Consider the following 25241-nt stretch of genomic DNA (forward strand, 5'->3'; position numbering starts at 1 on the left):
TTCCCGTTTTATAGATGACGCGGATGCCATCTCAACTGTCTAAGCCCTGCGCTCAGTCGTATCTCGGCGTGTTTCTGTCTTGTGATATGGAATATGTTAGCCACGGAGATTTTACATGTTAGCTTTTTGTCCGTGTGGATACTTTGCCTGCTGATAGAATTATTCGCGCTGCCTTAATGGCTGGTCTTGGTATCTTGCGAAACTGAAGTGTCTCAAGAGGATGCTGTCAGCCGAGGCAAAACACGTCGGCATTGTCTTGCCGCTCGCGTAGCCCCTTATATGCCGCATGGCGAAGTTTGCCGTCGCCCGTCCAAGCACGAAACTCTATCTCGGCAATGAGGGTCGGATGCACCCAGACGATATCGGCCTCTCCGACATAGGCCACCGGCGGCTGCTTCTGCTTCCAGCGCAGTTTGTCCAGCATCTTGCGCAGCCTGGTGGCCTCAGTTTGGCTGAACCCTGTCCCGACGCTGCCAACATCGACGATCGTGCCGTCGCGATAAGCGCCCAGCAGCAGTGAGCCAAAGCCGGTCGGCGACGCGCTCGATGGCTCGTAGCCGACGATGAAGAACGCCTCGCTTGCAACGCACTTGACCTTTACCCAGTCGCCCGTCCGACCTGAGCGATACGGCTGGTCGCGGTGTTTGCCGACGATCCCTTCCAGCCCAAGGCGGCAGGCATGTTCGAGCAGGACCGTGGGATCGGCGTCGAGGGTTTCCGATAGCCGGATGGCACCTTCCTGCTCCTTCACCGTGTCCTCAAGCAGATGCCGGCGTGTTCGGTATTCGACGCCCCGCAGATCATGGCCATCGAGGTAAAGCAGGTCGAACGCATAGAGGATGGCATCGGAGGCGCGCGTGCCGGGCTTTTTGCCCGACGCGCCAAGAGACTGCTGCAGCAGCCCGAAATCTGATCGCCCTTCTTGATCGAGGACAACGGCCTCACCATCGATGATCATCGTCGCTGGCCCAAGCGCGCGTGCCGCTTCTTTGATCGCAGGAAACCGGTGTGTCCAGTCATGGCCGCCACGGGTCAGAATTCTCACGCGCTGCGGCTCGATATGGACAGCAAGGCGGTATCCATCCCATTTCACCTCCCAGGACCACTCGGGCCCTTGTGGCGGATGTGCCTTCAGCTGAGCAAGCGTTGGCTCAACACGCTCCGGCATGGGATCGAACAGCAGCTGTGGCTGAGCCGGATTGCGCTTGCGGCGAGGCTTTGAGCGGATCTTTGCTTCGGTATCACGAAGGAGCGGTTTGGATCTCGGAGGCTTAGTCATATTCTCAGTTCAACAGAAAAAGCTTAAGGACATTATGACGATCCGCATATTGTCCCCGCTATCCACCGGGCAGCGCCAAAGGGTCAAAATTTCTTTGTTGCCGCTACGCAACTGATTCTCATGCAGATTCTCAAATTTCTAAAGTTCGGAATAGTCTTCGAACAAATTCGCTGCCTTGACTCTTTTCTCGCGCAGGAACAAAAACAGAACATCTACATTTGCACGACATGATGTCGGCCTGCCAACACGACCTTGAAGGGAGCCGTGAACGATGACTGCTGCCCGCGCCCCAAGGGTGTCAGACGGCGTGATTGCTGATCTGCGTGAGCGTATCGCCTCGCTCGAAACCACCACACTGAAAAAAGCCGGGTGTCTGTCTTTCGGCGTGCCCGAAATGGATGCCGCTCTACCAGGCGGGGGTCTCGCCCACGGCGCGCTTCATGAGTTTGCCGGAGGGGGACCTGGTACTGTCGATGGTGCGGCCGCAGCCCTTTTCGTGGCTGGCATCGCCGCACGCACGAAGGGACCGATCATCTGGTGTCTGACACGACCGGATCTGTTTTTTCCGGCGCTGGCGCAGGTAGGCCTGCACGCCGACCGGGTAATCTTCGTCGAGTCCGACAGGGAAGAGGACGTGCTTGCCAATATGGAGGAGGGGCTTTCTTTCGGAGGTCTCGGCGCCGTCGTCGGTGAGCTCGTCCGCTTACCCATGGTCGGCTCGCGCCGGCTGCAGCTTGCAGCCGAGCGCACAGGCACGATGGCACTGGCTGTTCGCCGTTGGAGGCGGCAGACCGAAGCCAATGATTTCGGGCAGCCGACAGCCTCGACCACCCGGTGGAGGGTGAGCGTGATACCGTCGGATGATCTTCCGGTCCCCGGCGTTGGAAGGCCGCGTTGGTTTGTGGAGTTGATACGCGTGAAAGCGGGTGAGTGTGCTGAGTTTCTCGTGAGGGCGTGTGATGACAAGGGTTGTCTCGATCTATCTACCCGATCTGCCGACCGATCGCATTCGCCGCGACGATCCGTCCATTCCGCCTGAACAGGCGATTGCCGTAATTGCCAGAAGCGGATCGAAACGATGGGTTTCGGCGGCCGATTTGGCTGCAAGAACAGCAGGCGTACATGTCGGTATGCCGGCGGCCAAAGCGCAAGCGTTGTTTCGCGGCCTGATGATGGTCGACGCAGACTTGAGTAAGGATGCCGCTGCGCTGGAGCGGATCACGCTTTGGGCTTTGACACTCTATTCCCCGATCGTTGCTGTCGACGGATTGGATGGGATTGTCATGGATACCGAGGGTGCCGATCACCTGCAGGGTGGTGAACTGCCGATGGTCACGAAGATTGCAAACCAGTTCATGGCAAAAAAGCTGACAGCCCGTGTGGCGGTTGCCGATACTTGGGGTGCTGCCCATGCCTGCGCGCGTGCCATCAGCCGGGAAACCGTTATCGTGCCGATCGGAGAGACCGTGCGAGCCGTTGAAAAACTGCCGATTTCGCTCTTACGTCTGCCGCCGAAGATCGTCAGTGACCTTCACACACTTGGGTTCCAGTCCATTGGAGAGTTGGCCAACACAGCCCGCGCGCCATTGACCCTGCGCTTTGGTCCGGAAATCGGCCGCCGCCTTGATCAGATGTTCGGACGGGCCTCCGAACCGATCGATCCGATCCGGACCGTCGATCTGATCGAGGTCAGCCGCACGTTTGCCGAACCGATCGGTGCTGCCGAGACGATTGACAAATATGTCGCTCGCCTCGTTATCCAATTGATCGACGAGCTTCAGAAAAAGGGGCTTGGTGTAAGACGCGCCGACTTGATCGTCGACAAGGTCGATGGCACCCGGCAGGCGATCCGCGCCGGCACGGTCAAACCGGCTCGCGATGTCGCCTGGCTGACCAAGCTGTTCCGTGATCGAACGGAAAAGATTGAACCGGGGTTCGGCATCGAGAAACTGACACTGGTCGCCGTGATGGCCGAGCCGCTTGAAGAGATGCAGAAAACGTCGGGTCTGGTGAAAGAAGAGGTCACCGACGTCTCACCGCTGATCGATATCTACGGCAACCGCGGCCACAGGGTTTTCCGGGTGGCTCCGGTGGCCTCCGATGTCCCCGAGCGTTCGGTCCAGCGTATCAGCGCGGCTGCCGATCCGGTCGCAGTGTCGTGGGTCGATCACTGGCGACGGCCGGTCAGGTTGCTTGTGCGACCGGAACTGATCGAGGTGATCGCCCTTATGCCGGACCATCCGCCCGTGTCGGTCACCTGGCGCGGCAAGCGCCGCAAGGTGAAACGGGCAGACGGGCCTGAGCGCATATTCGGCGAATGGTGGCAGCGCGACAGCGAAATGGACGCGGTGCGCGATTACTTCGTTGTCGAAGACGAGAGCGGCGAGCGCCTGTGGGTGTTCCGGTCCGGCGATGGCGTCGATCCAGAGACCGGAAACCACCGGTGGTTCGTGCATGGAATATTCGCATGAGATATGCAGAGCTTCAGGTCACGACACAATTCTCCTTTCTACGCGGGGCAAGCTCGGCGCAGGAACTGTTCGAAACCGCCAAAATCCTTGGTATCGATGCTGTTGGAGTCGTTGATCGCAACAGTCTGGCGGGCATCGTTCGAGCGCTGGAGGCGTCGCGCGGGACAGGGGTGAGGCTGGTTGTCGGCTGCCGTCTGGATCTCGCCGATGGCATGTCCGTACTGGTCTATCCCACTGACCGCACCGCTTACTCCCGGCTGACCCGGCTGATCACACTCGGCAAGTCGCGCGGCGGCAAGAACAATTGCGTCCTGCACTGGGATGATGTGATTGCCTATAGCGAAGGCATGATCGGCATACTGGTGCCCGATCTGGCAGACGATATCTGCGCGATGCGCCTGCGAAAAATGGCCGATATATTTGCCGACCGTGCTTATGTTTCGCTATGCCTGCGCCGCCGGCCGAATGACCAGATGCGGCTTCATGAGATTTCCAATCTGGCAACACGGTTCAAGGTGAAGACGGTCGTTACCAACGATGTGATGTTTCATGAACCGGGGAGGCGGCAGTTGCAGGATATTGTCACCTGTATTCGAACCGGAACGACCATTGACGACGTCGGTTTCGAGCGCGAGCGCCATGCCGACCGCTACCTGAAACCACCCGACGAGATGGAGCGGCTATTTCCCCGTTATCCAGAAGCCTTGGCGAGGACCATGGAAATTGTCCATCAGTGCAAGTTCTCGCTCGAGGAGCTGACCTATCAATATCCAGAAGAAGCGATCGTGCCCGGCAAGGACGCTCAGGCGTCGCTGGAACACTATGTCTGGGAATGTGTGCCATCGCGATATCCGGAAGGTCTGCCACCAAATGTGCTGAAAACCGTCCGCCGCGAACTCGATCTCATCCGCACCATGAAATACGCGCCATATTTCCTAACGGTGTTTTCGATCGTGCGCTTTGCACGATCTGAAGGAATCCTGTGTCAGGGTAGGGGATCGGCCGCGAATAGCGCCGTCTGTTATATTCTCGGTGTGACCAGCATCGATCCATCCACCAATGATCTGCTGTTTGAGCGTTTCATCAGCCAGGAGCGCGATGAACCGCCAGATATCGACGTGGATTTCGAGCACGAACGGCGCGAGGAGGTCATCCAATGGATCTACAAGACCTATACACGAGAGAAGGCAGCACTCTGTGCTACCGTCACCCGTTACAGGGCAAAAGGCGCGATCCGCGATGTCGGCAAGGCGCTTGGTCTCCCGGAGGACGTGATCAAGGCGCTGTCATCGGGCATGTGGTCCTGGTCGGAGGAAGTCCCTGACCGCAACATACGCGAGCTCAATCTCAATCCCGAAGACCGTCGGCTCGTCCTGACATTAAAGCTTGCGCAGCAGTTGATGGGTGCCCCCCGGCATCTTGGTCAGCATCCCGGCGGATTTGTGCTGACCCATGATCGACTCGATGATCTTGTCCCGATCGAACCGGCGACGATGAAGGATCGTCAGATCATCGAATGGGACAAGGATGACGTCGAAGCGCTCAAATTCATGAAGGTTGATGTGCTGGCGCTCGGTATGCTGACCTGCATGGCCAAGGCCTTCGAGCTTATCCGCGAGCACAAGGACCGCGATCTCGACCTGTCCAAAATCGAGCAGGAGGATGCCGCCACCTATGCGATGATCCGCAAGGCCGACACGCTCGGCACGTTCCAGATCGAGTCCAGAGCGCAAATGGCCATGTTGCCGCGCCTGAAACCCCGCACTTTCTACGATCTCGTTGTTCAGGTCGCTATCGTCCGCCCCGGCCCGATCCAGGGGGATATGGTGCATCCCTATCTGCGCCGGCGTGAGGGCAAGGAGCCCGTCGATTACCCGACGCCCGAACTGGAGGCGGTCCTTGGCAAGACGCTTGGCGTACCGCTGTTTCAGGAAAGCGCCATGCGCGTCGCTATGGTCTGTGCCGGCTTTACAGGCGGTGAGGCCGACCAACTCAGAAAGAGCATGGCGACATTCAAGTTCACGGGCGGCGTCAGCAGGTTCAAGGACAAGCTGGTCTCCGGCATGGTGAAGAACGGCTACACGTCGGAATTTGCAGAAAAGACATTCAGCCAGCTCGAAGGTTTTGGCTCTTATGGATTTCCCGAAAGCCATGCAGCGTCGTTCGCGCTGATCGCTTATGCTTCCAACTTCATCAAGTGCCACTATCCGGACGTCTTCTGCGCGGCACTGATCAACTCCCAACCGATGGGCTTTTATGCGCCAGCCCAGATTGTCGGCGATGCGCGTGCGCATGGTGTCGAAGTTCGACCAGTTTGCATCAACCGCTCCCGGTGGGACTGTACACTTGAGCCGATCGGCAACAGGGGTCGGCATGCCATCCGTCTGGGGTTTCGGCAGGTAAAAGGACTGGCGATTGCTGACGCGGCGCGCATCGTCGCCGCACGGATGAACAGCGACTTCGTGTCAGTCGACGATATGTGGCGCCGCTCCCGTGTGCCAACCGAAGCGCTCGTCCAAATTGCCCAGGCCGATGCCTATAATCCGAGCCTGAAGCTTGAGCGCCGTGATGCACTCTGGGCCATCAAGGCTCTGCGCGATGAACCTTTGCCCCTCTTTGCAGCAGCGGCCGAACGTGAGATGGCGACGATCGCCGAGCAGCAGGAGCCGGACGTTGCGCTCAGGCAAATGACAGAGGGCCACAATGTCATCGAAGACTATGGCCACACAGGTCTGACGTTGCGACAGCACCCGATGGCCTTTCTGCGCAAAGAGCTTCACGACAGAAACATCATCACCTGCAACGAGGCGATGACGGCGCGTGACGGCAGATGGGTCTATACGTCGGGCCTGGTTCTCGTTCGCCAGAAGCCGGGTTCTGCCAAAGGCGTTATGTTCATCACCATTGAGGATGAAACAGGACCGGCCAATATTGTTGTCTGGCCGTCGCTGTTCGAGAAACGCCGTCGGGTTGTGCTTGGCTCCTCTATGATGGCGATCAACGGCCGGATCCAGCGGGAAGGGGAGGTGGTCCACCTTGTAGCGCAGCAACTGTTCGACCTGTCCGCCGATCTTTCCGGGCTTGCTGACCGTGATACCGACTTCAAGCTGCCGACCGGACGAGGAGACGAGTTCGCTCATGGTGGCGGGCCGGATTCTAGGGATAGGCCGAAGCCGATCGTCCCGCGCGACATGTTCACGCCAGACCTGCATATCGATACGCTGAAGGTGAAAAGTCGGAATTTTCACTAAATTTCGTTCACTGGGCGGTATGGTTGTTTCGCATCGTGCTGAAGCAAGGCATTGCTAAATTTGCGGTGCTACCGCGTGCAATTTAAGGAGTTAATCCCCGTCAGTCTTAATCGCGGAAATACGAACGAGGTCTTTCTGGATCATGCACATCGAAACTGAAACCCATGGTGAAATGTCTTGCCAAATTGAATCCAATGACGAGAGGGACCACTACCTCGGCACTTTGCGATATAAAATCTTTGAGATCGGTCTTATTTCTGGTCCCGGCGCGGCGGCTGTGCGTGCTCAGTTTCGAGTAATCTGTGGAATGACCGATGAAGGAGGCATGGTGCGTCATGGCGTCATTATGCTGGGTTATCACAACCGAGCTTTCAGCGGTGATGTGTTGCTTGTCGACGGCGAGATCATCGGCGAATGGGCTTCAGATGACGAGGAGTGTTGTCATTTCACCGCAACCGACAGCGCTGAGGTTACCCTCAGCGCGCCCTCACCTTGGATGCTACATGACTCGATCGCAGATTGGGTGAACTGTGGCGACGACAAACCCAAGGGCTGACTAGCTACCCTCTAACTGAGTGACACTTCACCGACGAGCCCATTGGCATGGCGCGTCGTATTCGGGCACATCTTCCATTTCCCGTCCTTCGCATGGTCACGCTTTGTCGCAGCCGAAGCTGCGCCCAATTTGTTGCATTGGATCAGGCAACCAAACGGTGCGTTTTGCCAATTCTTCGAGTTGTCTTCTCGTCGATTTCGGCTGAGTTCGCAAATTGGGACCAATTCGACACGACGTCGCGAACATTGGTGATCAAAGATCTAGCCCTGGCCGGCTTGATTGACGCGGATTCTGCGAATGCGAAAAGGTCGTTGAGGTCAAAAGCATCACGCTTGCCGTTCAAACTCATCTGATGTTGGCCGGTCCACTCGCCACTTGGGTTATATGAATAGTTGACGTCAAACGCGGGAGAGAGCTTCCAGTCGCCAGACTGGTCCATCAGAAACGCGATATTCTTCACGTGATCGTCCTGGTTCCTCGCAACGACATTGAAGACGGCACGAAGGTACTGCTGTTCAAGCGCCGGTGCCCCTAGGCCCAGCTGGCGTACAGTGAGGATTGCCTGCTCGTATGAGTATCCTCGCGGGTCATTGAAATCAAAGTGCTGCAATGCGCATAAGGATTGCATATGCAGTTTGTGCGTCACGCCGTTTCCGTCGACAGGCCTGTCAAATCGCCGGGTCATGAAATGACTTCGGCCACCCTCCCTGTGCAACCGGCACGGCATCATTTCGATCCCGGCTTCTATTGCCATCATGTAGTAGGCGTATTCTATCAAGCCAAATCCTTGAGGATCCGGCTCCTCCTTGTCGCGGTTGCTGTCGATGCCATCAAATTTCATCAACCAGTGTTCAAAACCTTGGCCAACATCGATCTGGCCATGCCGAAACTCGCCGGTTTTCTCGTTCCACGCCAAAATCGCCTTGGCGCGTGCCCCGCCGGCGGACGTGCCAACGCGAAGAATGTCATCGATAGCGGAGAGATCATTTGTTCCGGCCAAGACACCTTTCAAGCTCGCCTTCTCGTTCAGAACGAGATTGGCCAGTCGCACAAGGTTTGACACTTCAACGGTTCGCGCCTTGCGGTTGGATCCCGCCAGCGAAGGTTTGAATTCTAGCGCGCCCATTCCGCGGGTACCGACGTAACAAAGCCTCTCTACGGGATTGAAGCTCCCCGCCGTTCGACCCTGCTCGGCGAGCCACGCATCGATCAATCTATCGCCGTACTTGTCTGGAAGCGCGTCTGCCAGCATACCCGGCAAGCCCTTGAATGTCGTTTTGGGAAGAGGCGCAAATGAATAGGGATCAGGGCTAAGCGGCATGACGAGCGGCGAAAGTTCGATCCCCGAGCCCGCAAATTCAGGATCGTACTGGAAAACTGCGTATCCGCGGTCCGCAAGCCACGAGACTGCGGCGACTTCCCGGCCCCAAAGCACCACAGAAGCGTCAGTGGATGGCTCAGCCATTTGTTATCCCTTCGTTCCCCATTCCCATTTCTTGTTCGCCTTTGGTTTATTTTCAGAGCGTGACCGCTGGCGCTCCATTCCCTGAGTGCGCACACGCTCTATCGGCCGTATTCGGGAGTCGGGAACAAGTAGGTCCAGATTGTCGTGAATTTTAAGGACGGTCAGCACTCGAATAAGGGTATCGAGTGTAGGGTTGTCACCAGCCTCAAGCCTTCTAAGCGTTCGTTCCGATATGCCAGCCTCGAGCGCCAACTGGCTTTGAGTGATATTTTTAGAAAGGCGGAGGCGTTCAAGCCTTCCCCCGATATCTTTCGCCATCACTTCTGGTGATCTTCTACTGCTATCTGAAGCGGCCATATATGACCTCGAATCCCAAAATTAGAGGCTTTACCGGACTCATAAGGCCGTTTAAGGAAAATGAGTTTAAGTGTTGCTAGAGGACATATACGCCCTGTTAAACGATGAATCAATAACTAAGCGGACATATATGCCCTTTTATGGCGAAGGCGCCAGACCGGCGATCTCGAACTCAGGCAAAATCCGTCTTGCCGTCCGGATTTATGACATAGGAGAAGGTAACCTCGTCGCAGGCATCGCCGGTTCTAGTCCCATCGCGAATGTCGTGGACTTGAACCATGGCGTAATTTCCATGGACGTTTCGCAACACGGCGATGTGCCCTTCTTCAACTGCGACGTCCCTGCTTGAGAAAGCAAAAGCGCTTGCATCTCGAACGTCTTTGAAACGCCCTGCATCACCGGCGAGCGCGATTACGTCGATATCAGCCGGATCGTTGTACATGCGGATCATCACGTCCGAGCCCTTGCTGAATTGCAAGGTAAACTGCTGCTTACCTGAGCCAATAATAAACCTGTGGCTGTTGCTTGAGTAGTCAAAGCGTTCGCGTCCACGAAGCCTACGATCCGCGTAGGTTGGCTTCCATGGCCAAAACACCGCAAACAGCGTCGCAAAGCCACCGAGTAAAACTACGATCGGCTCCATGGGAAAACCCCAATCGAAAAGCTCGACTATGAACCAAATAATCGACGCGATGATAAAAGAGATCGCAAGGAAGACCAGTGCCGTCTTCTGATGTTTCTGCAAGAGATACAATGTGTTGTGATTCATCGATTTCGACCCCTGAGCGATCGCCGAATATAGCGCCAATACATGGCCGAATGCATCACGATAGCAAAAAAATAGGGCCATCGGAATACCGAGGCCCTTTAATTGTGAAGGTCAAAAACCTCCAGAGGGGAACAGCTGATACGATGGACCTGGGAGGAAGCCATCGTGTGCATCAGCTATAGGCATACTGCCTAGATATTGTGCGATGCGCAAATAAGAATTGTGCAACGCACCTATGCAAAATGCGATGGCTTAACTAACACCCTCGAATTTGCGGTTACTTGCTGCGTGCAGCTCCTTCTCCATCGTACGCCTGCATTGACGGCGAGCTACTCCCAGACGGTGTGGAGGGACCACCAGAATGTGGTGTGCGGTGATGAGTTCTGCATCAGCGAGATCTTTGAAACTCGAGGCTAATGGAGGCGTTTCATTCCCGCTCTTGATGGATGGGTTCCTGGTCCAGCCCCGGATCTCCGTCGATCAACCCGCTGCGGGGTCCGCTACGCAAGCGTGCGGCCGCTCGGCTTTGCCTTCGCGGTGATCGCGACCGGTTCCGGACACTGTCGGTAGCCATCGAGCGGGAACGGCCCGCTCCAAGATGGAGCCCTCCGATGAACACAGATCTCAATCTCGCACAGAACCACGCTTTCCAGCTTTCCCGCACCCTGATGGTCACGGTCACGCTTTTCCGGTCCGGCGACGAGTTCGGCGTCCTTCCGAGCGACGAACTCGATGACGGCGAGGTCGAGACCATCGCGGAGTTCGATCCCTTCGCTTACGGGCCGGCTCATTGAGCCGGCATTTCCTTGCCGCTTGCGAGCGGCAGGCGGCAAGGGAAGCTTCGCCGCGGCTGGCACGAACCGTCTGGTGTAGAGGGTGCAGATCTGCAGGTTGCCAGTCGCGCCCTTGCCTCCTTTGCTCTTCGCGGACCGTCGGAAACGGTCCCGCAATTGCGGGAGAAATGAAACGGGCAAGAAGGGCGGCGCCAAGAGCGCCGGCAGAAGGATGGAGAAACAGAAACTGGAAGACCTACGGGATCGTGTCCCGTGCGCTGTCGTGCTGGAGCAGGCGGGGTTCGCGCTCGATCTTAAGGAAAGCACACGGCGGGCAATCAAATACCGGCGCGGCGGGGAGATTGTCATCGTCATACACGGCGGGAGGGGATGGTTCGACCCGCTCTCCGAGGCCAAAGGCGATGTCTTCAGCCTCGTTCAGCATGTAGAGAGCTTCTCCTTTGTTGATGCTCTGAATCGTGTCGCGTCGCTGGTTGGGGTCGACTTGCAGAAGCCAGAGTGGCGACGCTCAGTGCGCGGCACGGCTCCTGCAGCATCCATCTGGGAGCGATGGGACAGCCGGCGAAGGCCATGGCGCGGGTCTATGACATGGCGCTACCTTGCAACCGATCGCTACGTACCGGACAGGATCATCCGTGTGGCTATTGAGACCAATGTCCTGCGGGAAGGTCCATACGGCAGCATGTGGGCGGCCCATGTCGACGACGCTGGTACCGTGACCGGCTGGGAAGAGCGCGGCCCGGACTGGCGGGGATTTTCGACGGGCGGATCGAAAGTGCTGTTCCGGCTCGGTGCCAAAGACGCCCTGCGCCTGTGCGTCACCGAAGCAGCGATCGACGCCATGAGCCTTGCCGCTTTCGAAGGGCTGCGAGAGGGAAGCCTCTATCTCAGCACCGGCGGAGGCTGGTCGCCGACGACGGAGGTCGCGCTTCGCCAGCTTGCCGGACGTCCCGGTGCTGTTCTGGTCGCGGCTACCGATGCAAACAGCCAGGGTGAGAGTTTTGCTGGCCGCCTTCGCGACATTGCCGATGAAGCGGGCTGCGACTGGTTACGGCTGAAGCCGCCTGCCGAGGACTGGAATGATGCGCTACGCGCTCGCGAGCAAGAGAGGAAAGAGAGAAGAATGGAAAAAGAGGGATGCCTGCCGCATGCCCGCCGGCCGCGTCAAGGGTAAAGCTTCGCCCGGCTGCGCCGGCCCTTGACCCGCCCGGACGGAGAGGCGGCTTGAGGGGAGGGGTCAGGAAGGGCTGAAGAGACGATGGCGACCATGAGGATCCGCTGCGCTTGCGCCCCGACAAGGCTGAAGGAGCCGATCATGACCCTCTCTCCCATCCGCAAAGTGTTTCAGGGCATCGCCGGCCGCCATCAGATGTTCCGTATGTTCGACCGTCACGCGCAACGCCCGAACCGTTGGGATGGCGACGACAGCACCCTCTACAACGGAGAGTGGTTCGAGCTCGGTGAGCGCGAGCACGACTATATGTTCGAGATTCTTCCGCCGCTGTGGATGCGTGGTGATATGTTCGCTATGCGGGAATTCTTGACGGGCTCAATTACTTCCGTTTTCTTCACCCTCAGGATTGACGGCAGGATCCGTTATTTTCACGGCTATTGCGACCTTGCAGATACGTCGTCGGCCCAGCAGATGCGCATTGTGATTATCCAGCGGGAAACACGCCCCGTCCGGGCGATGACGCGTGAGGAAAGGCTGGAACATATCTGGTCGAGCACCGCCGACGACTATCGCGGTTATGCCGATTTCCATTTTCCGGCCTCAAAGCGTGGCAGGCGTAAAATCCGGATGTTTGGAACCGGGGCGGTCAACGTCAAGCTCCTGGCGGATCTGACCGACGCGGAGATATCCGCGAAACTGCCGGTCCATCTGCGTCACCTGCCCGACGCCATTGCAGCGTGAGGTAGGCTGGGATGTTCACGTTCTCCATCACCGATCTTTTTGCAATTCTCGAACGCGGTCGCGCCGACGCCGCAGCCAATGGCGGATATCGCGTCCCCTATCAGGGAATATCCCCGGAGGCCGAAGCCCGACCGGGTCTCTGGCTGGTCGGCGACGAAGGCGTCTACATGATGTCGTCGGGAAAACTCGCCGAGGGGCAGCGCCCTCTCGTCGTTTACGCCGAAGAATGCGACCCGACGACAGACCCGGACCAATGGCACGACAAGCGGCGGTATTTCGGGGGCGATGATGGCGTCGAATTTCTCGATGCCGTTGAATTCGAACAGCTGATCGCGGCCGCGCCCGGCGCGACACATCTGCGGATGACGATGGACGACACCTCCATGTCCATCAATCTGAACCGGCGCTGATACCGGCCACTGCGCCATCCTTCACACAACCCGCGACCATCACCCGTTCTGTGGAACTGCCACTAGGCAGGTGATGGCGCTCACTCATTTTCAGGGAGATATTTCCATGAGCAACGATCCCTTCACGCTCGACATGTTCGGCAGCACCGCGCTTTCCTCCAGCCTTGGCCTCGGTGTACCAGCCTTCGGGGGTTTCGCACCCGAGGCTGCCAGTGATGACGATCCCGATCCAACGCCGCCAGCGCCGGCTCCCGCTGTGCGGCTTTCCAGCATCACCGCAACTGCTCCTCGCAAACAAGGTGACCGATCGAACTTCTATTTCGAAGAAGGAGAAGATCGCGGTCTGGCGGCAAGCTGGAAGGAGCGGGCAAGATTGAATGTTGCCGCCATCTTGTCCGCGCATGAACTTGAGAGGCTTGCCATTCCGGCAACCCGCGAGCAGCAGAAGCGCCTGATCCGGTTTACCGGCTTCGGCGCGGGTGAGCTCGCCAACGGCATCTTCCGCCGTCCGGGCGAGATGGATTTCCGGGATGGCTGGGACGATCTCGGCGACTTGCTCGAGACCGCCGTTTCCGAGAGCGACTATTCCAGCCTCTCGCGCTGCACGCAGTATGCCCATTTCACGCCGGAATTCATCATTCGGGCGATCTGGTCAGGACTGCAGCGGATGGGTTGGCACGGCGGCCGGGTGCTGGAACCGGGCATCGGCACAGGCCTGTTTCCGGCGCTGATGCCGGAAGAGTATCGCGATACGTCTTATATCACCGGCGTCGAACTTGATCCTGTCACCGCGCGTATTGTCCGGCTGCTGCAGCCGAAGGCCCGGATTATCACCGGCGATTTCGCCCGCACCGAGTTGTCGGCGATCTACGATCTCGCGATCGGCAACCCACCCTTTTCCGATCGATCCGTGCGTTCGGACCGGCAGTATCGCGCGCTCGGCCTACGGCTGCACGACTATTTCATCGCCCGGTCCATCGACTTGCTCAAGCCCGGTGCGTTCGCGGCCTTCGTTACCAGTTCCGGAACGATGGACAAGGCTGATATCACCGCTCGCGAGCACATCGCCAAATCCGCCGACTTGATTGCGGCATTCCGGCTGCCCGAGGGCAGTTTTCGGCGTGATGCCGGCACGGACGTCGTGGTCGACATCCTGTTCTTCCGCAAGCGTAAGGCCGGTGAGCCGGAGGGCGAGCAGAGCTGGCTCGATGTTGACGAGGTCCGCCCGGCCACTGAGGGTGAGGGCGCCATCCGCATCAATCGCTGGTTCGCTCGTCATCCGGATTTCGTGCTCGGCGACCATGCTCTGACCTCTGGCCCGTTCGGCGAAACCTACACATGCCGTCCGCGGCCCGGCGTCGATCTCGAGACTGGCTTGAACGCCGCCATCTCCCTTCTTCCGGAAGATCGTTATGATGGCGAACCGACCGCCATCGACATCGATCTGGAGGATGAACTCGGTGACATCGTCGATCTTCGCCCTGATGGCTCGAAAGTTCGCGAAGGCAGCTTCTTCATCGACACTAGACACGGCATGATGCAGATGATTGACGGTGCGCCCGTGGCGATCACCGTGCGCAAGGGCCGCTCCACCGACGGCGTTCCGGAAAAACATGTCCGGATCATAGCCAAGCTGATCCCGGTTCGCGACGCCGTCCGCAACGTGCTGAAGGCCCAAGAGCAGGATCGGCCATGGCGTGATCTGCAGGTGCGGCTGCGTATCGCCTGGTCGTCGTTCGTTCGCGACTTCGGTCCGATCAACCATACGACGGTTTCGATCTCGGAGGATTTGGAGGCTGGTGAGGTCAAGGAAACCCACCGCCGCCCGAACCTCCAGCCATTCCTTGATGACCCCGATTGCTGGCTGGTGGCCTCGATCGAGGATTACGATCTCGAGACCGACACCGCTCGCCCCGGTCCGATCTTCTCCGAACGGGTGATCTCGCCACCGGCTCCACCTGTTATCGCTAGTCCAGCCGATGGACTGGCCGTTGTCCTCAACGAGCGCGGTCGCGTCGATATCGACCACATTGCCGAACTGCTGCATCGCGATCCCGATATAGTCATTGCCGACCTTGGCGATGCCATCTTTCGGAACCCGGCCGATGGCGCCTGGCAGACGTCAGACGCCTATCTCTCCGGTCCCGTGCGCACAAAGCTTGCGGCAGCAGTTGCGGCCGCCGACCTCAATCCGTTGTTCAAGCGGAACGTCACGGCCTTGAGGCAAGTCCAGCCCGCCGATCTTCGGCCGTCCGACATCACTGCCCGACTCGGTGCACCGTGGATCCCGGCCTCTGATGTGGTCGCCTTCGTGCACGAGACGATGGGTGCCGAGATTAAGATCCACCACATGGCGGAAATCGGATCGTGGACGGTAGAAGCGCGCCAGCTCGGCTATATCGCGGCCGGAACGTCGGAATGGGGGACGGATCGCCGGCATGCGGGTGAACTGCTGGCCGATGCCTTAAACAGCCGTGTCCCGCAGATTTTCGATACCTTCAAGGACGCCGATGGCGTGCGCCGAGTTCTGAACGTGGTCGACACCGAAGCTGCCCGCGACAAGCTGCAGAAGCTCAAGACCGCTTTCCAGAACTGGATTTGGACCGATCCCAATCGAACCGACCGGCTGGCCCGGGTCTATAATGACAGGTTCAACAATATCGCGCCTCGAAAATTCGACGGCAGCCATCTGCAACTACCGGGCGCCTCAGGCGCCTTTACTCTTTATGGCCACCAGAGACGCGGCATCTGGCGGATCATCTCCGCTGGCTCCACCTATCTTGCCCATGCCGTTGGTGCCGGCAAGACGATGACCATGGCGGCTGCGATCATGGAGCAGAAGCGGCTAGGATTGATCGCCAAGGCGATGCTGGTGGTTCCCGGTCATTGCCTGGCACAGACTGCGCGTGAGTTTCTGGCGCTTTATCCGTCGGCCAATATCCTGGTTGCCGACGAGACGAATTTTACCAAGGACAAGCGCGCCCGCTTCCTCAGCCGTGCGGCAACCGCTGTCTGGGATGCGATCATCATCACCCATTCGGCGTTCAAGTTCATCGGCGTACCCTCGGCCTTCGAGCAACAGATGATCCAGGATGAGCTGCAGCTCTATGAGGATCTGCTGGTCAAGGTCGATGATGAAGACCGTGTGTCGCGCAAGCGGCTGGAGCGATTGAAGGAGGCGTTGCAGGAGCGGCTCGAAGCGCTGTCCACCCGCAAGGACGATCTGTTGACGATCTCCGAGATTGGTGTCGACCAGGTTGTCGTCGACGAAGCGCAAGAGTTCAGAAAACTTAGCTTCGCGACCAATATGTCGACGCTGAAGGGGATCGACCCGAACGGCTCGCAGAAGGCATGGGATCTGTATGTGAAGAGCCGCTATATCGAAACGAAGAATCCGGGCCGTGCTCTGGTTCTGGCATCGGGTACGCCGATCACCAATACTCTTGGAGAAATGTTCTCGATTCAGCGCTTGCTCGGCCACGCGGCACTTCACGAGCGCGGTCTGCACGAGTTCGACGCCTGGGCCTCGAACTTCGGAGACGAGAAGACGGAGCTGGAGCTGCAGCCGTCCGGCAAATACAAGCCGGTGTCACGGTTCGCAAGTTTCGTGAACGTGCCCGAACTGATCGCCATGTTCCGCGCCTTTGCCGACGTGGTGATGCCGGAGGACCTGCGGCAATTTGTGAAGGTGCCGGAGATCGCCACCGGCAAGCGTCAGATCCTGACGGCCGCGCCGACGCCGGCGTTCAACACCTTTCAGCGCATCCTCGAAACCCGGATCAAGGCGATCGAGCAACGCGAGGGACCGGCCCAGCCCGGCGACGACATTCTCCTCTCCGTCATCACCGACGGCCGCCATGCGGCGATCGATCTGCGCCTGGTCATGCCGACAATGGACGACGAGCCGGACAACAAGCTCAATCTGCTGGTCCGCAATGCCCATCGCATCTGGAAGGAAACGTCTCAGAACAGGTATCTACGTCCGGATGGCAAGCCATTCGAGCTACAAGGTGCGGCGCAGATGATCTTTTCCGATCTCGGGACAATCAGCGTCGAGAAGACGCGCAGTTTCTCTGCCTATCGCTGGATCCGTGAAGAGTTGATCCGCATGGGCGTACCGGCGCCAGAAATTGCCTTCATGCAGGACTTCAAGAAGACCGAGGCCAAGCAACGCTTGTTCGGTGACGTCCGTGCCGGCAAGGTGCGCTTCCTGATCGGCAGTTCCGAGATGATGGGCACGGGCGTCAATGCTCAGCTTCGTCTGAAGGCGCTGCACCATCTCGACGTTCCATGGCTTCCCTCGCAGATAGAACAGCGGGAGGGACGCATTGTCCGTCAGGGCAACCAGCACGACGAGGTCGCTATCTTTGCTTATGCCACGCAAGGCTCCCTCGATGCCACCATGTGGCAGCAGAACGAGCGCAAGGCTCGCTTCATAGCCGCTGCCTTGTCGGGCGATACCTCTATTCGAAGGCTTGAAGATCTTAATGAAGGTCGAGCCAACCAGTTCGCCATGGCCAAGGCCATCGCCAGCGGTGACGAGCGCCTGATGCAAAAGGCTGGGTTGGAAGCTGATATCGCCCGACTGGAACGGCTGCGTGCTGCCCATGAAGACGATCTCTTCGCCGTGCGCCGGCAGGTCAGCGACGCCGCGCGTGAGATCGAAACGGCTACACGACGGATCGGCCAGATCGGCCAGGACATCGAGCGGCTGGTTCCGACCTCAGGTGACGCCTTCGCGATCACTATGACCGGTAAGCGTTACTCGGAACGCAAGGACGCCGGCCGCGCGCTGATGAAGGAAATCCTCACGCTGCTGCAGCTACAGAAGGAGGGAGAGATTCATATTGCCAGCATCGGCGGCTTTGACCTCGTCTATAAGGGCGAGAAGTTCGGACGCGACAATTATCATTACCAGACGCTGCTGCAGCGCATCGGCGCCGATTATGAGATCGAGCTTCCCGTGACTGTCACCCCGCTCGGCGCCGTCTCTCGCCTCGAACATGCGCTCGACGGATTTGAGGCCGAGCGGGAGCGTTATCGCCGGCGACTGGACGACTATCAGCGACGGCTAAACTCCTACCAGTCGCGGCAGGGTGGCTCTTTCGCCTTCGCGGATGAACTCGTCGAAAAGCGCAGATTACTGCACCAAGTAGATGAAGCTCTTACGAGGTCGATGCAGGAGGATGCGATCGAAGCCTGACCCGTCTGCTCATTCTAACCATCGGCTTTGGTATTCTGGCTTCGCCCAGCAGCACAGATGGATTGTATCCATATCCCTTCATTCGCAGGCCAACTATCTTGACGGCCGTTCAGCCGCCTGATGCCGTTGAGGTCTCCAGCATGATGAAGTGCTATTACCCTCCAGTCCTGCTCATTGAACACCGGGCTACCGGAACTCCCCTTTTCCGTGGGGGCCTTGTAGTGCACTCGGCGAACCGAGGGATCCGGGGGAGTGCCTTTATCCGGTCCCTCATGATCGAGGAGTTCGTTGTTCTGCAGCGAAAAAGAGAGCTCCCCGCCGCTCGGATAGCCAATGACGTAGACATGTTGCGTGCCATTTGCCAGCGGCAGGTTTGGAGCAAAAGGCAAGGGCTTCAGGTTCGGGACCTGACCATCGAACCGAAGCAGTGTGGCATCCAGACCTTCCTTTTGTCCGGAGAAAAGAATCTCCTTGAAATTGTAGGGGATTTCCTTGTCCGCTGCTTCGAAAAGGATTTCTGTGCTGTCTGGAGACTGACCGCCGTCACTCGGGTGTGTGCTCACGACATGGGCGTTCGTCAGCACACATGGTTCATCACCAAGGTCAGGAAGTATATCGCCTCCTCTGACAATAAAACCTGTTCCAAAGCGGTGCACCGCATTGCGAATGACGCCGACAGACTGCGCGCGCTCCATTCCCAGCTTCACCCAACGGTAGGAAAGTGGTCCGTCCTTTCCAAAGATCGCTTCGAGCTGCGCCTCGGAGGGATCCGGCTTTTCGGCCAGTGCGCGTACGTCGTCGGCGGGCAGATGGGCGATGTCGAAGTCACGGGTGAGAATTGCGGCTCCCAGGGACCGAATAATGCCCGCGCCCTGTTCACTCTGCTCGCCAATCTTCCAAAGATGCCGTAGCTGTCGCGTGACGGCACCTAACGTCTCGGCTGAGGTTCTGGGATCTTGCACGATCTTGCCAAGTTCTGACTGGGCACGATCCATGTCGTTCAATGCGACGAAGGCTTCGGCCCGGGAAGCATGAAACTGCGGACCTCTGGCTGAGTGTGGTGTTTGGTTAAGTTCAGCGAGCACAGAGGTAGCCAATTGCACCCTGTTGATATCCTCCGCAACCGGGATATCGAGTTGCTGTGCCAAGGTGGCAAGTCCGATCAAGTTGATACTGGAACGAATTCGCGACTCAGGATTGGTTTCATATTGTTCTTTGTAGCCCGCCATCGCATTCACAACAGCGTCCCTGGCCTCCCCGACTCCGATATCCGAGGCATAGTAAGCAAGTTCCTTCCACGCGCGCGCTTGGAGCGCGCCCATAATCTTGCTATCGGGATCGTGCTGCCGTGCCAGGTTCACCAGGGCGGCCGCGCCGCCGCTCAGCCCGTCATCGAGCAGCTTCTCGACCTGGAATCTGTCTGGAATGAGTTCCCCGATCTTCTTGTCCTTGATGAAATCGAACACGGCGCCAAGCATTTGAGGCGCCTTCAGATCGGCCAGACGATCTGCGGCGGAAACGATCTCGGAAGCGTTGAATGTCTGGATGTCGCCTGTCGGAGGTGATTTTGGCTTGCGTGGCGTCATCGGTCGTCCTCAGATCTTCAAAAGCCGCCGAAAACCGCCGCGAAGTTCGGAAGCTTTCAGATACTTGACGATGGCATGCCGCCACGCCCCCTCGTTGACAACCTCGACATCCTCGACGCGAGCCTTGCCGCCAAACTGGAAATCATTGCTGAAGAAGGGATCGAAACCAGCGACTGGATCGAGTCTGTCGAAAACATTGACCCAATCGCCTTTGACCTTATTGGACGGATAGCCATCGGCCCGTGTCCATTCCGGTCGTAATTTGTCCTGAATTTCATCGAGGCCGAGCGGGCTTCCGATCGTCATGAACGCGTCGACACCCTTCGTCTTGGCCACCCGCTTGAGGCAATCATAGGCAATGACGGTACCCATGCTATGGCTCACGACGATATGTTTGCCGCCCTCGGCAGCACCCTTGGCGATTGCCTTCACGAACCGGTTTCGGATTTCGTCCTGAACCTTATACTTGACACCGGGACGAGGGGAGAATTCGACATTGAACAAATAATGATGCACATCGCGCAAAAATGTTTCCATGAAAGCCTTCTTCAGCGGCCATGGAAGTGGAATCCGTTCGTAGGGGAGACCCTCGAGTTGGCGATTGGTCGGCATCGCTTCCACCGCTTCGGCTGCAGCCAATGTGCCCCCAATCTTGAATGCCAGCCCACTGATGAACGAGGCTTCATCGATCGTCGCCGGCACTGGAGGCCTTGTGTGGGCGTCGGCATCGATTTCTTTCGCGGTATTTTCTTCGAGGCTCTCGTACGCGGCGACGTTTGCATCCGGCTCCGGGTAAAGCACGTCAGCCCAATAGACCATTGACGACGTAATACCCTCTGCGCCGAGATTGATGCCGTCCAGGCCGGCGGCGAGACTACGAAGCCAAATATTGTGGAGTTCGTCGGCGGCTGGTTTATTGCCGATGCCATGAATAAAGGTGACGTGGGTCATAATTGAACTTCCCCTCCCTATCGCTCAACTCTGCAGAGATTTTCACTTTGCATTTCGGTTTGCAAGTGTGAGTCGTAGTCGGCGTCAGAATTTCGCGTGAATCTTCTCATCATCGTCACGTTCAGACGGATATGAGAAGGATTGTGAATTGGAAGAAGGAAACCTTCTCGCAGATCGACCGCACCGGTGTCGCTGCGCTCAACCGCTCCCTCCGCAACCCTGCCCGTCGTTCTCGCAAGGCTCCGCCCCGCTCGCCCTGACGGCCAAGGCCGCTCGGGCGCAGTTGCACCGGCCCGTCCGCTCCGCGCTCCGGGAAGTGTCTTCGGAAAGAACTGAAGACGGATAAGAGCTGGCATAGGGCCGGCTCGGCAATCCTGGAAGGAGCCAATCTCATGCAGATCCTCAAACTTGACCCGCGCGCGCTCAAGGATAATCCTGACGACACGCGTCGCTCGAAATCCTCGCCACAATCCGACGCGCTGCTGCTTGCGACAGTGAAGGCGGTTGGCATCATCCAGCCACCGGTCATCTCCCCGGAAGTCGATGGCGGCAATGGCTACATCATCCAGGCGGGCCACCGCCGCGTGAAGCAGGCAATCGCCGCTGGACTGGAGGAAATCACCGTCCTCGTCGTCGAAGCGGCGAACGACAATGGCGCCATGCGTTCGATGGTGGAGAATATCGCGCGTGAACCGCTCAATCCCGTCGACCAATGGCGCGGCATCGAGCGCCTCGTCGCTCTCGGCTGGACCGAGGAAGCGATCGGCGTGGCGCTGGCACTGCCGGTCCGCCAGATCAGGAAGCTTCGGCTTCTGGCGAATGTTCTCCCAGCCGCGCTCGACCATATGGCGCTCGGCGACATGCCCAACGAGCAGCAGCTCCGCACCATCGCTGCCGCCTCGCTCGACGAGCAGAAGGAAGTCTGGAAGGCGCACAAGCCGAAGAAGTCCGAGCGGGCCGACTGGTACAATATCTCTCGCGCACTGTCCAAGACCCGGATGTTCGCCAAGGATGCGAGCTTCGGCGAAGATCTCGCCGCTGCCTACGGCATCGAATGGGTCGAGGATCTGTTCGCGCCCGCCGATCAGGACAGCCGCTACACGACCAATGTCGAAGCCTTCCTTGGGGCGCAGCAGGAATGGATGACGAACAACCTTCCAAAGAAGGGTGCCATCATCGAGGTCAACAATTGGGGTCAGCCGGAATTGCCGAAGAAGGCGGAGCGCGTTTATGGCAGGCCGTCGAAGTCAGACCATGTCGGTATGTATCTCGACCGTGACGGCAAGGTGCAGTCGGTCGCTTACCGGATGCCCGAGGAAAAGAAGAAAACAAAGGCCGGTTCGCCCACGACGGGCGCAGCTGAGGACCTAGACAATGACGCGATCGTCGATGCGCCGAAGTCCCGCCCGGACGTCACCCAGAAGGGCCAGGACATGATCGGCGACTTCCGCACCGATGCCCTGCACGAAGCGCTCGGCCGCGCACCGATTGAAGACGACACGCTGATAGCGTTGCTGGTGCTGGCCTTCGCTGGTCTGAACGTCCGAGTCGACTCCGGTGCCAACGACACCGTATTCGGATCGAAGCGCTTCAAGCGTCATGCAGCCCGCCTCATCGGCGAAGATGGCAAACTTGCTTTTGATCAGGAAACGCTGCGCGTGGCCGCACGCTCGATGCTGATCGACGTGCTGTCGTGCCGGCGGGGCATGTCGAATAGTGGGGTTGTTTCGCGGATCGCGGGTGACGCCATCGGCGCCGACGGCTTCCTTCCGAACATGGGTTCGGAAGACTTCCTGCTGTGCTTGTCGCGCCAGGCGATGGAGGCGGCTGCGAAGGAAGCCAACGTCCTTCCCCGTCAAAAGGTGCGGGAGACACGCGCTGCTCTTGTCGACCATTTCAAGGCAGAACGCTTCGTTCACACCGCCGCACTTTTCGCGCCCGATCCGCAGGACATCGTGGATCTGATCAAGAGCGGCGAGGTCTTTGGCGATGATGACACTGCCGGCAACACAGATGGTGCCGGCGGTGAAGATGCTGGCGCCGAAGACACAGCAGTTGATGAGCCGACGCTCGACGGAGATGAAGATCTCGCCGCCCTGGGAGACGAGGCGGACCTTTCGAACACTTCAGATCAGGCGCTGGAGGCCGTCGACGCCAATGAAGAGCAGGACGCGTACGGGATCGCGGCCGAGTAGCTGCGTCTCTCCCCTTTCTCCCGAATGAACATCTGCCGCCAGTGGTCTCCACCGGCGGCGGTTTCGTTTCCGAATCCCTCGAAATTAACGGAGACTTTGCATGTCCGTCCATCTCGCATTTATGGCTCCGATCGGCTTCAATCTATCCTGGTCTGACGGTCAGCCACGCCCACAGGAGCGCCATCGCAAGAAACTGTCAGCCTGGCAGACCAACAACAGCAGCGGCCGGTTGATCCGCAAGCACGATGAGCGTGGCGCTGGCAATATCATCCTGCCACCGAGCTTCACGCTGCATGAAGGCGACTACGGCGGCGGTGTGATCGCCATCCGCGTCCACCGCACGTTCTCGCTGGACACCAGACTGATGTTCACCCTCGTCGAACGCCCGCCCGTCGGAAGTTGCCGTGTCTTCGACCGTCCAGGCGACTATGCCGAGCTTGTTCACCTCGCTGTAAGCCGGCTGGCGGCAGAGCAATGGTTGACCACTCACGGCTATCCGTCGGCAGTTCTGGAGGACGTCACGGCCGGTGAAATCGCCGCAGATGTCGTGGAAGGGAGGGCCGCGGCATGAATTCTCCCCCCAATCGACAAGCGGAATTGCGCCGAATGGAAGGCGCGCTGCGGAAAACGCGGCATCAGCTCGCGATGATCGAGCGTCAGATTACCGCCAGGATGACCGCAATTATCCCGCGACTTGTGCAGCGCAGATCCGGCTATCGTCGCGGCAGGCCGCGCGAGTCGAAGGCCTTCCTGGCCCGCTATCGTTCGAATCTAGCCGCGATCACTGCAGAGCGTCAGCCGGAGATCGACGCGTTATCACGTAAACTCGCGCGTTAGGAGGCGGCAATCGCAGCATTGCGAGCCCACGCGCCTCTACCCTGCGGCTGTGATCGAGACGAACTGCAGGTGGGCGGAATCGATTGGAGATCCTGATTGTGGAGCGGGGCGGGCGGATCGACGGGATCGGCTCGCTTAGCTCCATGAATTCTTTTCCGGCCTCGACATCCGGATCAGCCCCTTGGCCGTTCTGTCCTTCGGTTTCGTGGCGGTCTGAACCGTCGCCCGTCCGCTTCAAGGCCGCTATCGCGCCGCGGGGCGGCCGGTCAAGCCGCTTGTCGCAAAACAGGTACGCCAGCCTCGCAGGGCTTTGGCCCCGCTTGCCCGCGCACCGGCTTTTCTCGATCTGGCTTGCCCGGACCCTGAACCGCCCGGCTTGCGCCGGTTCCTTTCGACCGCACCGAAGGACAGAACGGCCAAGGGGCCGAACGCTTCGGACAAACCGTAAAGGAAGCCATCATGGCCAAGCCCGCAACCTCTCCCCGCCAAGCCTATCGCCCCGCCGCCCGTGTAGTGCAACTCCGCAAGGGTGCCACCATCGAAATGGTCCGCCTGACATGCCCCGATGAAGCGCAGGCGCTGCGGATCGCCGAAAGCTTCGGAACCGCCATCCTCGACAGCGATGGCATCCGCGATATGCACGAGCGCCTGATCGTCGAGACCGCAACCGGCCTCTCCGATGGTCTCGGCGAACGCGCGATGCAGATCCATCTCCAGCGCATCGTCGGAGCCTATGTCGGATCGGCGCATGGCGCCGGCCAGTTCTACAGTAAGGCGGTCACCGAAGCACGCGATGCGACCGCCAAGGGTGCATCGGATACTCGCGACGAGGATCTTGACGGTCCGGTCGGATACGACAGCGCGGCCCAGCGCAAGCGTGAGTTCGCAGCCGACATGGGCATTCAGGCCCATGCGCTGCGCGTGGCCGCTGAAGGCGCCGTCGCGGCCTACGAACAGATTGTCGGCGAAGCATGGAAACCATTCGACCGCCCGGTTGAGAATTCTGGCCAGACGCTCGACCGCAAGGCGGCTGAGGCACAGATGGACGCTCTCGGCTGAGACGTGTCCGGCGGAGCATCTGGCTCCGCCTTTTTCGTGACGAGGCCGCCTCAACATGAGGCGGCCATTTTTTTGTCAATGCCGGAGCGGAGCTCACGGGGATAGAAAAGGAAGACCAAGAAAGAGCAGAGCGCGGCATCGCA

At 58.8% G+C, this 25241-nt stretch carries 19 protein-coding genes; 13 read left to right on the forward strand and 6 right to left on the reverse strand.

The window, feature by feature from the left end:
- Positions 1–226 precede the first annotated feature (226 nt).
- Positions 227–1279, reverse strand: coding sequence for a non-homologous end-joining DNA ligase (ligD, locus tag RMR16_RS24410; protein WP_320202103.1), 1053 nt, complete (start codon positions 1277–1279; stop codon positions 227–229).
- Positions 1280–1550: 271 nt separating this feature from the next.
- On the opposite strand from ligD, the gene RMR16_RS24415 reads away from it, so the two are divergent.
- The 4 genes from RMR16_RS24415 (at position 1551) to RMR16_RS24430 (ending at position 7557) form a co-directional block, all read left to right on the forward strand.
- Positions 1551–2318 (forward strand): ImuA family protein, encoded by a 768-nt coding sequence (locus tag RMR16_RS24415; protein WP_320202104.1) that lies wholly within the window; start codon positions 1551–1553, stop codon positions 2316–2318.
- Complete coding sequence (locus tag RMR16_RS24420) at positions 2239–3750, forward strand: Y-family DNA polymerase (RefSeq protein ID WP_320202105.1); 1512 nt, start codon at positions 2239–2241, stop codon at positions 3748–3750. Before RMR16_RS24415 ends, RMR16_RS24420 begins: the two co-directional genes overlap by 80 nt.
- On the forward strand, positions 3747–7001 hold the full coding sequence (locus tag RMR16_RS24425; RefSeq protein ID WP_320202106.1) for an error-prone DNA polymerase: 3255 nt from the start codon (positions 3747–3749) through the stop codon (positions 6999–7001). The genes RMR16_RS24420 and RMR16_RS24425 overlap by 4 nt, the downstream gene beginning before the upstream one ends.
- Before the next feature lie 142 nt (positions 7002–7143).
- A complete protein-coding gene (locus RMR16_RS24430) occupies positions 7144–7557 on the forward strand; it encodes a hypothetical protein (protein WP_320202107.1) in 414 nt (137 codons plus the stop codon).
- A gap of 142 nt (positions 7558–7699) precedes the next feature.
- On the opposite strand, the gene RMR16_RS24435 is transcribed toward RMR16_RS24430, so the two are convergent.
- From RMR16_RS24435 to RMR16_RS24445, 3 genes are all read right to left on the reverse strand, one after another.
- Positions 7700–9022, reverse strand: coding sequence for a type II toxin-antitoxin system HipA family toxin (locus RMR16_RS24435; RefSeq protein WP_320202108.1), 1323 nt, complete (start codon positions 9020–9022; stop codon positions 7700–7702).
- Between the two features lie 3 nt (positions 9023–9025).
- Positions 9026–9379, reverse strand: a complete 354-nt coding sequence (locus tag RMR16_RS24440) for a helix-turn-helix transcriptional regulator (RefSeq protein WP_320202109.1) — start codon at positions 9377–9379, stop codon at positions 9026–9028.
- Positions 9380–9551: 172 nt separating this feature from the next.
- A complete protein-coding gene (locus RMR16_RS24445) occupies positions 9552–10148 on the reverse strand; it encodes a hypothetical protein (protein ID WP_320202110.1) in 597 nt (198 codons plus the stop codon).
- 611 nt (positions 10149–10759) lie between these two features.
- On the opposite strand from RMR16_RS24445, the gene RMR16_RS24450 reads away from it, so the two are divergent.
- From RMR16_RS24450 to RMR16_RS24470, 5 genes are all read left to right on the forward strand, one after another.
- Positions 10760–10942: a hypothetical protein gene (locus tag RMR16_RS24450; protein WP_320202111.1), complete on the forward strand. Its 183-nt coding sequence runs from the start codon at positions 10760–10762 to the stop codon at positions 10940–10942.
- Between the two features lie 211 nt (positions 10943–11153).
- Positions 11154–12116 carry a DUF3991 and toprim domain-containing protein gene (locus RMR16_RS24455; RefSeq protein WP_320202112.1) on the forward strand — a complete coding sequence of 321 codons (963 nt, stop codon included), beginning with the start codon at positions 11154–11156 and terminating at the stop codon, positions 12114–12116.
- Between the two features lie 141 nt (positions 12117–12257).
- A complete protein-coding gene (locus RMR16_RS24460; protein WP_320202113.1) occupies positions 12258–12857 on the forward strand; it encodes a DUF1419 domain-containing protein in 600 nt (199 codons plus the stop codon).
- Between the two features lie 11 nt (positions 12858–12868).
- Positions 12869–13267 carry a DUF3085 domain-containing protein gene (locus tag RMR16_RS24465; RefSeq protein WP_320202114.1) on the forward strand — a complete coding sequence of 133 codons (399 nt, stop codon included), beginning with the start codon at positions 12869–12871 and terminating at the stop codon, positions 13265–13267.
- A gap of 106 nt (positions 13268–13373) precedes the next feature.
- On the forward strand, positions 13374–18470 hold the full coding sequence (locus RMR16_RS24470; protein WP_320202115.1) for a DEAD/DEAH box helicase family protein: 5097 nt from the start codon (positions 13374–13376) through the stop codon (positions 18468–18470).
- A gap of 14 nt (positions 18471–18484) precedes the next feature.
- Here RMR16_RS24470 and RMR16_RS24475 read toward each other — a convergent pair whose 3' ends face one another.
- Together RMR16_RS24475 and RMR16_RS24480 are read right to left on the reverse strand one after the other, a co-directional pair.
- Positions 18485–20056, reverse strand: coding sequence for a trypsin-like serine peptidase (locus RMR16_RS24475; protein WP_320202116.1), 1572 nt, complete (start codon positions 20054–20056; stop codon positions 18485–18487).
- Between the two features lie 9 nt (positions 20057–20065).
- A complete protein-coding gene (locus tag RMR16_RS24480; RefSeq protein ID WP_320202117.1) occupies positions 20066–21007 on the reverse strand; it encodes a hypothetical protein in 942 nt (313 codons plus the stop codon).
- Positions 21008–21399: 392 nt separating this feature from the next.
- Here RMR16_RS24480 and RMR16_RS24485 point away from each other — a divergent pair, with 392 nt between their 5' ends.
- The 4 genes from RMR16_RS24485 to RMR16_RS24500 all read left to right on the forward strand — a co-directional run bounded on the left by RMR16_RS24485 (position 21400) and on the right by RMR16_RS24500 (position 25098).
- Positions 21400–23202 (forward strand): ParB N-terminal domain-containing protein, encoded by a 1803-nt coding sequence (locus tag RMR16_RS24485; protein WP_320202118.1) that lies wholly within the window; start codon positions 21400–21402, stop codon positions 23200–23202.
- Positions 23203–23302: 100 nt separating this feature from the next.
- Positions 23303–23773 (forward strand): hypothetical protein, encoded by a 471-nt coding sequence (locus RMR16_RS24490; protein WP_320202119.1) that lies wholly within the window; start codon positions 23303–23305, stop codon positions 23771–23773.
- Entirely contained in the window at positions 23770–24039 is a 270-nt protein-coding gene (locus RMR16_RS24495; protein ID WP_320202120.1) for a hypothetical protein, read from the forward strand. The genes RMR16_RS24490 and RMR16_RS24495 overlap by 4 nt, the downstream gene beginning before the upstream one ends.
- A 459-nt stretch (positions 24040–24498) precedes the next feature.
- Entirely contained in the window at positions 24499–25098 is a 600-nt protein-coding gene (locus RMR16_RS24500) for a hypothetical protein (RefSeq protein ID WP_320202121.1), read from the forward strand.
- The last annotated feature ends 143 nt before the right edge of the window (positions 25099–25241 follow it).

It is taken from the genome of Agrobacterium sp. rho-13.3, from assembly GCF_033957765.2.
Lineage (GTDB): Bacteria > Pseudomonadota > Alphaproteobacteria > Rhizobiales > Rhizobiaceae > Agrobacterium.

Bases quoted from the DNA above. Each gene is read 5' to 3' on its own strand.
- ligD (WP_320202103.1), bottom strand. From the start codon at position 1,279: ATGACTAAGCCTCCGAGATCCAAACCGCTCCTTCGTGATACCGAAGCA.
- RMR16_RS24415 (WP_320202104.1), top strand. From the start codon at position 1,551: ATGACTGCTGCCCGCGCCCCAAGGGTGTCAGACGGCGTGATTGCTGAT.
- RMR16_RS24420 (WP_320202105.1), top strand. From the start codon at position 2,239: ATGACAAGGGTTGTCTCGATCTATCTACCCGATCTGCCGACCGATCGC.
- RMR16_RS24425 (WP_320202106.1), top strand. From the start codon at position 3,747: ATGAGATATGCAGAGCTTCAGGTCACGACACAATTCTCCTTTCTACGC.
- RMR16_RS24430 (WP_320202107.1), top strand. From the start codon at position 7,144: ATGCACATCGAAACTGAAACCCATGGTGAAATGTCTTGCCAAATTGAA.
- RMR16_RS24435 (WP_320202108.1), bottom strand. From the start codon at position 9,022: ATGGCTGAGCCATCCACTGACGCTTCTGTGGTGCTTTGGGGCCGGGAA.
- RMR16_RS24440 (WP_320202109.1), bottom strand. From the start codon at position 9,379: ATGGCCGCTTCAGATAGCAGTAGAAGATCACCAGAAGTGATGGCGAAA.
- RMR16_RS24445 (WP_320202110.1), bottom strand. From the start codon at position 10,148: ATGAATCACAACACATTGTATCTCTTGCAGAAACATCAGAAGACGGCA.
- RMR16_RS24450 (WP_320202111.1), top strand. From the start codon at position 10,760: ATGAACACAGATCTCAATCTCGCACAGAACCACGCTTTCCAGCTTTCC.
- RMR16_RS24455 (WP_320202112.1), top strand. From the start codon at position 11,154: ATGGAGAAACAGAAACTGGAAGACCTACGGGATCGTGTCCCGTGCGCT.
- RMR16_RS24460 (WP_320202113.1), top strand. From the start codon at position 12,258: ATGACCCTCTCTCCCATCCGCAAAGTGTTTCAGGGCATCGCCGGCCGC.
- RMR16_RS24465 (WP_320202114.1), top strand. From the start codon at position 12,869: ATGTTCACGTTCTCCATCACCGATCTTTTTGCAATTCTCGAACGCGGT.
- RMR16_RS24470 (WP_320202115.1), top strand. From the start codon at position 13,374: ATGAGCAACGATCCCTTCACGCTCGACATGTTCGGCAGCACCGCGCTT.
- RMR16_RS24475 (WP_320202116.1), bottom strand. From the start codon at position 20,056: ATGACGCCACGCAAGCCAAAATCACCTCCGACAGGCGACATCCAGACA.
- RMR16_RS24480 (WP_320202117.1), bottom strand. From the start codon at position 21,007: ATGACCCACGTCACCTTTATTCATGGCATCGGCAATAAACCAGCCGCC.
- RMR16_RS24485 (WP_320202118.1), top strand. From the start codon at position 21,400: ATGCAGATCCTCAAACTTGACCCGCGCGCGCTCAAGGATAATCCTGAC.
- RMR16_RS24490 (WP_320202119.1), top strand. From the start codon at position 23,303: ATGTCCGTCCATCTCGCATTTATGGCTCCGATCGGCTTCAATCTATCC.
- RMR16_RS24495 (WP_320202120.1), top strand. From the start codon at position 23,770: ATGAATTCTCCCCCCAATCGACAAGCGGAATTGCGCCGAATGGAAGGC.
- RMR16_RS24500 (WP_320202121.1), top strand. From the start codon at position 24,499: ATGGCCAAGCCCGCAACCTCTCCCCGCCAAGCCTATCGCCCCGCCGCC.